Genomic DNA, 9046 nt, shown 5'->3' on the forward strand with positions numbered 1-9046 from the left:
AGGCTCACGCCGCATCGGCAATGCTCATGCGGGCCGCGGCGGCAGCTGGAACTTGTGGCCCCAGGCCGAGACGGCATTATGGGTGAGGACGTGCCAGCTCTCGTCGTCCACCTCGAGCCCCCCCCAGCCAAATTCGATGTCAAAGCCCGACGGGCTCGACGGGTAGAAGGAGAGCATTTCGTCGTTCGAATGGCGCCCGAGCGTAAAGGACAGATGGATATCCTCCGCGAGGCAGCGGTCGTGGGCGCGACCGACATCGTCGATGGTCGTAGCCTCGACCATCAGATGCACGATCCGCTTGGGACTGCGCACCGGCGCCAGCGCGAGCGAATGATGCCGGCCATTGCACCGCAGGAAGGTGAGCTCCATCGGCCGTCCCGGGATCAGTTCGGCGCGGATATGATCCGAAATCCGGAACTCGAGCACGCCGCAGAAGAAATCGAGCATTGCGGCGACGTCGCGGCAGCGCAGCACGATATGGCCCAGGCCTTGGCGCCCGGTCTTGAACCGGGTCCCCGTAGGGCTGACGAAAGGGACATCGCTGCGTTGCAAGGGACCGTAAAAGACCTCATGGTCATTGCCCTCCGGGTCGCGAAACTGGATCAGACCCTTGACCATCCGGTCGTTGCACAGCGCCTCGTCGGGGTGATTGACCTCGCACCCTGCTCCCAGGAGCCGTGCGGCCACCGCAGCGAGCGCGTTTTCATCCGCCACTTCCCAGCCGATATAGGCGAGGTCGTCCGACGGGCCCTCGTGCAGCCGAATCCGCGAGGCATAATTGTCCATCCGCAGGTCGATGCTGCCGTCGTCGCGGCCAACCGGTTGCAGCCCGAGGATGTTTCCGGCGAAATGCTGCCAGCGCGCCTGCTTTGACACCTCGAGCCCGAGATAACCGAGCGCCTCGATCGAAAGGCCCGTCATGGCCGCCCCGCGAGGTGCCGCCGTGCCAGTGCCACGAAATCGTCGAACCGCTCGGCCTGGACCCAGTGTCCGCACCTGCCGAACATATGGAGCTCGGCATCGGGCATCGCCCGCGCGAGCTTGATACCCATTTCGACCGGGATGACCTTGTCCTCGCGCCCATGAAGTACGAGGGTCGGGTGCGCGATATTCGCGACCACTTGCTCCGGCATACCGGAAAGCGGCGTGTCGCCCTCTTCAGCCGGTTTGGCGAGAAGCTTGCGCAGGCCTTCCTGCGCGCCGGGGATGAGGCTCGCCTGGTAACGATCCTCGACCAGCTCATCGGTGATGAAGGCGGGATCGAAAGGAAAATGCGACATGGCCGCGCGCATGTTTTCGGGACCTGGCGTGTAGTCCCAACCCGCGCGCAGGCCGGGGGTCATGACGAACTTGTCGCAAGGCGTCCCCATCAGGACGAGACGATCGAAGCGGTCGGCATGGCGCGCAGCCGCGGCGAGCGCAAGCGAGCCGCCAAAGCTGTTTCCGACAAGCGACACCTTCTCAAGGCCGAGCGCGTCCAGAATCCCGATCAGGTGTCGCACCCAATATTTGATATCGTAGTGAATCTCGGCGTTCCGCTCGGTATAGCCGAAGCCCGCCATATCTGGAGCAATGACCCGGAACGCGTCGGCGAGCGCAGGCATCACCCGTTTCCAGTTGGTCCACGCCGAAACACCGGGTCCCGACCCATGCAGAAGCACGACCGGCGCTCCGTTTCCAAGGTCGTGATAATTTGTCGCCAGGCCGTTTGCCGCGACCGTCTTGCCGCGCCCCTGCTCGCTGTTCTCAATCATTGCCGATTCCCTATCCTCTCACGCGATCCGGATGCCCTTACGAGACAAAAATGTCAATACGCATGCGTATGGAGTTGACGATTGACCTTTCCCCGACGACAATCGCCCGACGCCATGAGCAACCCCTGTCATTCCGGGAGGGTATCGGGCTGGCCGAAGGGAATATGGAGTGCCGAGGGAGGAAAGTGCCAAGAAGAAGGACAGCGCGCGGCTCGGGGCGCCAGACTGGATCGAGGCGGCGCTCGACGTGCTTTCCGAACATGGGATCGACCGCGTCAGCGTCGAACCGATTGCCAAGCGTCTGGGCGTCACCAAAGGAAGCTTCTATTGGCATTTCAAGGATCGCGACGACTTTCTGGAAGCCATTCTGGGCCACTGGCGCCGACGGGCAACGCTCCAGATCATCGAACGGATCGAACGCGCCGACGAAAGCCCGCGCGAGCGCTTCATCAGGCTCATGCGCCTACCGTTTCGCGGCAGCAGCCGGTCGCGGCGTGGTGCCGAAATCGAACTCTCTATCCGCCTCTGGGGCCGGAGCGATCCGCGCGCAAGGGCCGCGCTGACCGAAGTCGACCAACTGCGGCTAAGCTATATCCGCCAGTTGCTCGTCGCGGCAGGCGTCAGCGAAGTCGACGCACCGGCGAGGGCCATTCAGGCCTATAGTTATATGCGCGTTGCAACCACGCTGATCGCCCCCGGTGACGAGGTACTCATCGCGCGGTGCGAAAGCGATCTCGCCACCCCGCGCGAGATGGCGACGTCCTGAGCCGCCCGGAAACCGTCGCGCTGCCATCCGCATTTTGTCAGTACGCCTGCGTATGTCATCTGTTACCTGGCCCCGGGGTGTCCCCGCTGCAAGTCCGGAAACACGATCTCAGCCCTCGGACTTGCCGCCGATCGCCTCGATCCCCCCAATGATGATGTCGATGAAGATATCATAGCTGTCGGCGAGTGGAGCTTCGGTCCCATTCTGCCAGCGAAGAATGAAGGCCTTGTTAGACAGCAGCCGCAAATTCCCGGCAAGAATGGGGTGGATTTCGGGATCGACGTTGAGCAGGCGCTGCTGCACCGACATCTGCCAGGCGACGGAATCCTCCTTCGGCATCGAGGCGAATTCCTGCGCGACGAACCCGACGAGCGCAGCAACCACGGAATTATAGGCCGCCACGAGCTTCGCCCCGGCAAGGCCGGCGCGCGATAGGGTGGAGAGCAGATGTTCCACGAAATCAAAGCTCATCTCGGTGTTCGAGACGAGCGCCGTGCCGATCAGCGGCGCGGCATTGGGATGCGCTGCCACCGCGGAACGGAAGTTCTGGAAAAGATCGCGCAGGCTATGCTGCCAGGCCCGGCGCCGGCGGTCCACCTGCACCTTGGCAAGAATATGGGTGACGACGAGGGCGAGGAGCTCGTTGCGGTTCGGCACATACCAATAGACGGCGGTCGGATAGACGCCGAGCTTTTGCGCCAGCGTGCGGAGACTGAAGATCTCGAGGCCACTTTCATCGATCAGCTCTAGCGCCGATGCGATGATTACATCGCGGTTGAGATTGGGCGACGCGTCCGCCCCTCGCCGCGACTTGCGCTTGCTCTGCGGCTGCGTGTCCTTCGTCACCCTTGTCCCCTGCCCGTCACGTGTCTTTGCTCCTCATCGCGATTTCGCGCCGCGCTTGCAAGGCGCCCCTTGTGACGAGCCATCGTGGCGCCGGATCCGCTATCGTACAGCGAGCGGCGGTGAGGCGCCAGCGAAACGCCATCCGCCGCCCCATATTCGCCCGCTAACGCGGCGGCACCGCCGCGACGCCGCTCTGGAGATCGTGAACGCCCTCGCCGACGTCGCGCGAGAGCTTCGGCTTCGCGACCCGCTCCGAGGGTGTCATCGGCAATGCCTCGACGAACGCCCAGTAGCGCGGAATCTTGAAGCCGGCGATACGATCCTGCAGAAAATCCGCGAGTTCGGCGGCGCCGACCGTACGGCGAGGCACGATGAACGCCTTCACTTCCTCGTTGCGCAGCGCATCAGGCACGGCGATACAAGCCGCCAGCAGCACGGCAGGGTGTTGCTGCAGGATCGTTTCGACCTCGTTGGCGGCGATATTCTCCCCTCCGCGGCGTATCATGTCCTTTCGGCGTCCGACCAGATAATAGTAACCGTTGGGATCCTGACGTGCCATGTCACCGGTCCGGTACCACCCCTCGTGGAACACCTCGCGGGTCGCCGCATCGTTCCGCCAATAGCCCTTCATCATCGCAGGGCTGCGCACGAGCAGTTCCCCTGCCTCGCCGCGCGGCACTTCCCCGAATGCTTCGTCCACGAGCATCGCCTCGCGCCGGGGCAGTGGCTTTCCGATCGTCCCCATGCCCACGGTTGCAGCGTGGTCCGGCCAACGGACACCCAGATCGGAACCCGTTTCCGTCGAGCCATAGGCCTCGACCCATGGCACGGCGAAGCGTTCTTCCATTTCGCGATGGCGGTCGGCGGGAATCGCCGAGCACATGATCGCGCCGAGACGGTGTTCGCGCTCGGCGGGCGACGGCGGTCGGGACAGGAGCATCAGCGGCATGGCCGCAAGGCAATAGAAGAAGCGCGCGTCGTAGTGCGCGATCTTGCTCCACAACTCGGAAGGCCGGAAGCGGTCGAGAACGACCAGCCGCCCCCCCTTCATCAGCGTAAGAACGAACGCCCATTGCGGATCGAGGTAACTGAACGCCTGGGCGGTGAGCATCGTCTCGCCGGCTGCGAGCGACTTCACTTCCTCGTCGACCGACCGGGCAAGCTCGATCCAATAGGCGTGCGAGAGCATGCATCCTTTGGGCAGGCCGCTGGTTCCCGACGTGAACTGGATATTGGTGATGTCGTCGCGCTCGATGATCGGCGATATGGTTTCCGCGCCGCGTGCGACCAGTTCGGCCAGCGTCTGCCAGCCTTCGACCCCGGCGTCGTCAGGGGTGACGAGAAGGCGAAGCGAGGGCAGCGCACCACGCAACCCGTCGAACAGCGTCACTCGGTCGGCGTCACAGAAAAGCGCCGCGGGTTCCGCATGCTCAAGAATGTGGCGGGCGTCTTCGGCGCGATAGCCGATATTGACCGGTACCATGATCGCCCCGGCCTTGATCGTGGCGAACCAGGCAAGAGGGAAGAGGGAGTGATTGGCCGAGCAGACCGCAACCCGGTCGCCCGGGCCAATGCCTGCAGCGACAAGGCCCGCCGCCATTTCGCCCGATTGCCGGTCGAATTCCGAGAAACTCAAGGCCTCCCCGGTCGCGTCAAAGCGGAGCGCCTCCGCGTCGGGCCATTGCTCGGCGGCCGCCCGCAGAAGGGTTACGAGATTCTCCATTACTCTTTCCGGACGATCGCTGCGCGCATGTTCGCGAGCGTAGCGGGATCCAGCGTCGTTGCGACACACGCCTCGACTTCCTCCCCAAGCGCCGCGCGGAACCCCTCCGCGATGGCGGATGCGAGCGACTGCTTCATTAGCTGAGCAGCCGGGGCGGGCAGCGCCGCGAGTTGCCGGGCAAGAGCGCGCGCAGAGCTCTCTAGATCGGCATCGACGTGAACGCTGTGGGCGAGCGCTACGGCCTGCGGCGAGGACGCGGAGAACCTCGTTCCGGCGAACAGCATGTCCGCCGCAGCTTGCCGCCCGGCAAGCTGCGGAAGGAGGAAGGTCGCGCCGCCGGTCACGAATGTTCCGAACCCCACCTCGGGGAAGAAGGCCTTCGCGCTCTCCCCCCACAACCGGAAATCGCAGTTGAGAACCCAGGAGAAGCCCGCTCCGATGGCCCATCCCTGCACCTCCGAAATAGCAAGCGTGTCTCCCAGTGTCAGAAGCTCCGAAATGCGCTGGAGCGTTGCGAGTTGGGCACGCAGCGCCGCCTCGCCGGACTCGCCAATCGCCGACTGGGCGTTGACGTCATCGCCGGCGCAGAAGGCCCGCCCGCCCCCGCGCAAATGAATGACCTTGATCGCTGGGTCGCCCTGGGCCGACGCAATGGCGGCCTCAAGCGCCTCGATCATCGGCAGATCGATGGCGTTGAGCTGTTCGGGGCGGTTCAATATGATCGTGCGCACGCCCCCGTCGTCGCCGACCAGCACCGGATCGGCCGAACGCGCTTCATCGCTCCCCGGCACACCAGATGTCCCGTTGTTCAACGGACAGGGCAATCGGAACCGGGGAAGCGGCCAGACGTCGCCGGGCCGCGGCGACCCGATGCGGGGGCCGTGCCGACCACCAATGGTCCGATTGTCAGGTAATTTTGCGATTTTTGCGATAGCAACACCATCTGACATCCTCTGCCCTGTAGCCGCTTCTCGGCGATGAAGTGCAGTATTTCCTGTACAGAGGACAATTACAACTGGAAAATATTCTCGCTGGCGCGAATTTTCAGAATTTGGCTTCAACAGCCGGTTACGAGGCGACCATGCCGCTGAAATATGCTCCTGAGACGGTCTGAGGAAGAGCGTGAACAAGAAGATTCGCGTTTCCCGTCATGTCGCTTGAGGCCACCATCTGGTTGATTGTCTAGATCCCCGACAGCCGGGAACATGTCGCCCTCAAGGCGGCGGGTGATGTGGCTGGCATATTTGGGCACCCAAGCCAGCTTGCGCGCCGCCAGCCACTCGCGCGCAATCTCTTCGAAGGTCGTTCCCGCCTCGGGCTTCGCGGTCTCCTTCGCACGTTCGATCGACGGGTCAAGGCCGAGGGCAAGCTGATGCTTCATCTTTTCACGCCATGCACGCGCGACCACAAGTGACGTATCCGGGTAGCCGCCGCCCGACAGCAGCTTCTGCTTTCCGTCATAGCGGCAGACGAAGCGCCAGAGCTTCGAGCCGTTCATTTCGACGAGGATGAAAAGGCCGCCGCCGTCGGGTTTCTTGTAGGGCTTTCCCTCGGGTTTGAGAGCCTTCAGCGTCACGTTGGTGAGCATGATCCTGCCTTCCCCGCGCACCAGGATTCGAACCGGGATCGGCGCGCGAAATCTGTTGGTAGGAGCGATTTTCCTACCAACAAAATGACAAAAACGGCTCTGGGCTGCAAGGGGGGCGGGCGGGACGCGACGGGACGCCACCTATCTGCAACCCGCTGATTTCCTTGTTTTTTTGCGGGACGCTTTGGGTCCCGATGGGTCCCCTTGGGACCCCGGCCTGGCAGGGGCAGTAGGACTCGAACCTACGACCCTCGGTTTTGGAGACCGATGCTCTACCAACTGAGCTATACCCCTAGGCCGGAGTGCGCCCTAGCCCGGCGCGAGGCATCGGGCAAGACCTATACGCGTTCCAAATTGCATAGCTTGCAAAGCATCGCCGGAATGATATGCGCGCTCTCCACATGACCGCCGCACCCGCCTCCGATCCGCCGCAGCACTATCTCGGCGGAATCGCGCTCCGGCTGCTCGCGATGCTCAGCCTTTCGGCCATGTTCGTTGTCGTCAAATATATCTCCGCGGCGGGCATCCATATCGTCGAAAGCCTGTTCTGGCGGCAGGCGGTCGTGCTGCCCCTGCTCATCCTCTGGGCCCTGGCCCATGGCGGGATCGGCCTGTTCGCGACGCACCGCATCGGCGTTCACGCGCGCCGCGCCGTCATGGGGCTGACCGGCATGGCGCTCAATTTCGGCGGCATGATCTTCCTGCCGATGGCCGAGGCGACGACGATCAACCTGTCGGTGCCGATCATCTGCGTCTTCCTCGCCGCGGCGCTGCTCGGCGAACGCGTCGGCATCGCGCGATGGAGCGCGGTGATTATCGGCTTCGTCGGCGTGCTGGTCGTGCTCAACCCGACGACGCTGCTCCTCGACGGGTTTCGCGGCGATCACGGGCTCGGGACGCTGATCGCGCTCGGCGGCGCCGTGATGACGGCGCTGATCACGATCCAGGTTCGCGACCTCGGCCGCACCGAAAGCGCGCTGACGATCGTCTTCTGGTTCAGCCTCATTTCGCTCATCCCGCTCGGCATCGCCCTGCCCTTCGTGATCACGTCGCACAGCGCCGGTGAATGGGCATTGCTCGTCGGGCTCGGGCTGTTCGGTGCGGTGGCACAGCTTTCGCTCACCGGGGCGCTCCGCCTTGCGCCCGTGTCGGTGGTGACCCCGATGGATTATTCGAGCCTCTTGTGGTCGATCGTCTGCGGCTGGTGGTTCTTCGGCACGATGCCCGCCGAAACGACGTGGATCGGCGCCCCCCTGATCGTCGCGAGCGGCCTGTTCATTGCGTGGCGCGAGCATCGCCTGCATATCGAACGGCGAAAGGACATCACGGCATGACCCGGCCACTCCTCTATCATTGCGCCGACGCGCGGTCGCTGCGCTGCCTGTGGGCGGTCGAGGAGGCGGGGATCGACGTCGACCTCCGCCTGCTCAAATTCCCGCCGCGCGCGTTCGAACCCGGCTATCGCGCGGTCAATCCGCTGATGACCGTGCCCGGCTGGGTCGAAGCCTGCCCTGAGCGCCTGCAAGGCAGTCGAAGGGGACGGCTGATGACCGAATCGGCCGCGATCTGCGAACGCATCGCCGAAGGTACGCCGCTTGAAGTCCGCCGCGGCGAGTCCGACTATTGGGACGCGCGCAACTGGCTGCACCGCAGCGATGCGACGCTTACCTTTCCGCTCGCGATCATGATCCGCTACACCCGCGTCGAGCCCGGCGAGCGGCGGCTTCCACAGGCCGTCAACGACTATAAGGCCTTCTTTGGCGGGCGCGCGAAGAGCATCGAGGCCGCGCTTGGCGACGGCCGGGAATGGCTCGTCGCGGGGCGCTTCACCATCGCCGACATCGCAATCGCCTATGCGGCGTTCCTCGCGACGACGCTGGGCGCCGACGACGTGCTGGGCGATGCGACGAAGGCGTGGCTGGAACGTTGCACGGCGCGCGACGGATTCAAACGGGCGCGCGCGAGACAGCAGGATGTTTGACGGCTTTCGGGGCGGCGAGGTGGCAGCCCCTCCGGGCTGACAGAGAGGCCATAGCGCAACGTCGCGCCGCTTCCCGCCCTTTTTCCGTCATCCGCGGAGGAGCCCCGTGGCTCTTCCGCCTTGACCCGGGATCCCGCTTTTTTGAGGGCGCCGGCGGTTTTCGAGGTCAAGCGGGACCCCGGATCAAGCCTGTCCTGAGCCTGTCGAAGGGTCCGGGGTGACGGTGAATGGGGTGGCTGCAATCGGCCGCAAGCTGTCATGAACGAAATAGGACCGCCATCGCCGAATAAGGTCTTTCCTACATTTCACCCATATGGTTCATTATACAGGTTTCACATAACCTGAGGATGACCATCATGGACGACACTGCTCCCGACCCGGCCGACAT

At 63.9% G+C, this 9046-nt stretch carries 8 protein-coding genes, 1 tRNA gene and 1 pseudogene; 3 read left to right on the forward strand and 7 right to left on the reverse strand.

Features of this window, described 5'->3' with window-relative positions; translation table 11 throughout:
* Positions 1-24: 24 nt before the first annotated feature.
* The gene (locus FHR22_RS11890) at positions 25-921 is read right to left on the reverse strand and encodes a VOC family protein (protein ID WP_166942452.1); all 897 of its coding nucleotides are present in this window, start codon (positions 919-921) and stop codon (positions 25-27) included.
* Positions 918-1754, reverse strand: a complete 837-nt coding sequence (locus FHR22_RS11895) for an alpha/beta fold hydrolase (RefSeq protein ID WP_166942455.1) — start codon at positions 1752-1754, stop codon at positions 918-920. Before FHR22_RS11895 ends, FHR22_RS11890 begins: the two co-directional genes overlap by 4 nt.
* A 169-nt stretch (positions 1755-1923) precedes the next feature.
* Between FHR22_RS11895 and FHR22_RS11900 the strand changes: the two genes are divergently transcribed.
* The gene (locus tag FHR22_RS11900) at positions 1924-2520 is read left to right on the forward strand and encodes a TetR family transcriptional regulator (RefSeq protein ID WP_166942459.1); all 597 of its coding nucleotides are present in this window, start codon (positions 1924-1926) and stop codon (positions 2518-2520) included.
* A gap of 108 nt (positions 2521-2628) precedes the next feature.
* On the opposite strand, the gene FHR22_RS11905 is transcribed toward FHR22_RS11900, so the two are convergent.
* From FHR22_RS11905 to FHR22_RS11925, 5 genes and pseudogenes are all read right to left on the reverse strand, one after another.
* On the reverse strand, positions 2629-3366 hold the full coding sequence (locus FHR22_RS11905) for a TetR/AcrR family transcriptional regulator C-terminal domain-containing protein (protein ID WP_166942462.1): 738 nt from the start codon (positions 3364-3366) through the stop codon (positions 2629-2631).
* Positions 3367-3529: 163 nt separating this feature from the next.
* Positions 3530-5158: a class I adenylate-forming enzyme family protein gene (locus FHR22_RS11910; RefSeq protein WP_208417633.1), complete on the reverse strand. Its 1629-nt coding sequence runs from the start codon at positions 5156-5158 to the stop codon at positions 3530-3532.
* Entirely contained in the window at positions 5089-5880 is a 792-nt protein-coding gene (locus FHR22_RS11915) for an enoyl-CoA hydratase-related protein (protein WP_166942468.1), read from the reverse strand. The genes FHR22_RS11910 and FHR22_RS11915 overlap by 70 nt, the downstream gene beginning before the upstream one ends.
* Before the next feature lie 404 nt (positions 5881-6284).
* Positions 6285-6677: pseudogene (locus FHR22_RS11920) on the reverse strand (tyrosine-type recombinase/integrase); the annotation flags it as partial.
* Between the two features lie 218 nt (positions 6678-6895).
* Positions 6896-6971 (reverse strand) — tRNA-Trp (locus FHR22_RS11925).
* A gap of 92 nt (positions 6972-7063) precedes the next feature.
* Between FHR22_RS11925 and FHR22_RS11930 the strand changes: the two genes are divergently transcribed.
* Positions 7064-8011 carry a DMT family transporter gene (locus FHR22_RS11930; RefSeq protein WP_341786611.1) on the forward strand — a complete coding sequence of 316 codons (948 nt, stop codon included), beginning with the start codon at positions 7064-7066 and terminating at the stop codon, positions 8009-8011.
* Positions 8008-8658, forward strand: a complete 651-nt coding sequence (locus FHR22_RS11935; RefSeq protein WP_166942474.1) for a glutathione S-transferase — start codon at positions 8008-8010, stop codon at positions 8656-8658. Before FHR22_RS11930 ends, FHR22_RS11935 begins: the two co-directional genes overlap by 4 nt.
* Positions 8659-9046: the final 388 nt, after the last annotated feature.

Source organism: Sphingopyxis panaciterrae (assembly GCF_011762125.1).
GTDB classification, from domain to species: domain Bacteria; phylum Pseudomonadota; class Alphaproteobacteria; order Sphingomonadales; family Sphingomonadaceae; genus Sphingopyxis; species Sphingopyxis panaciterrae.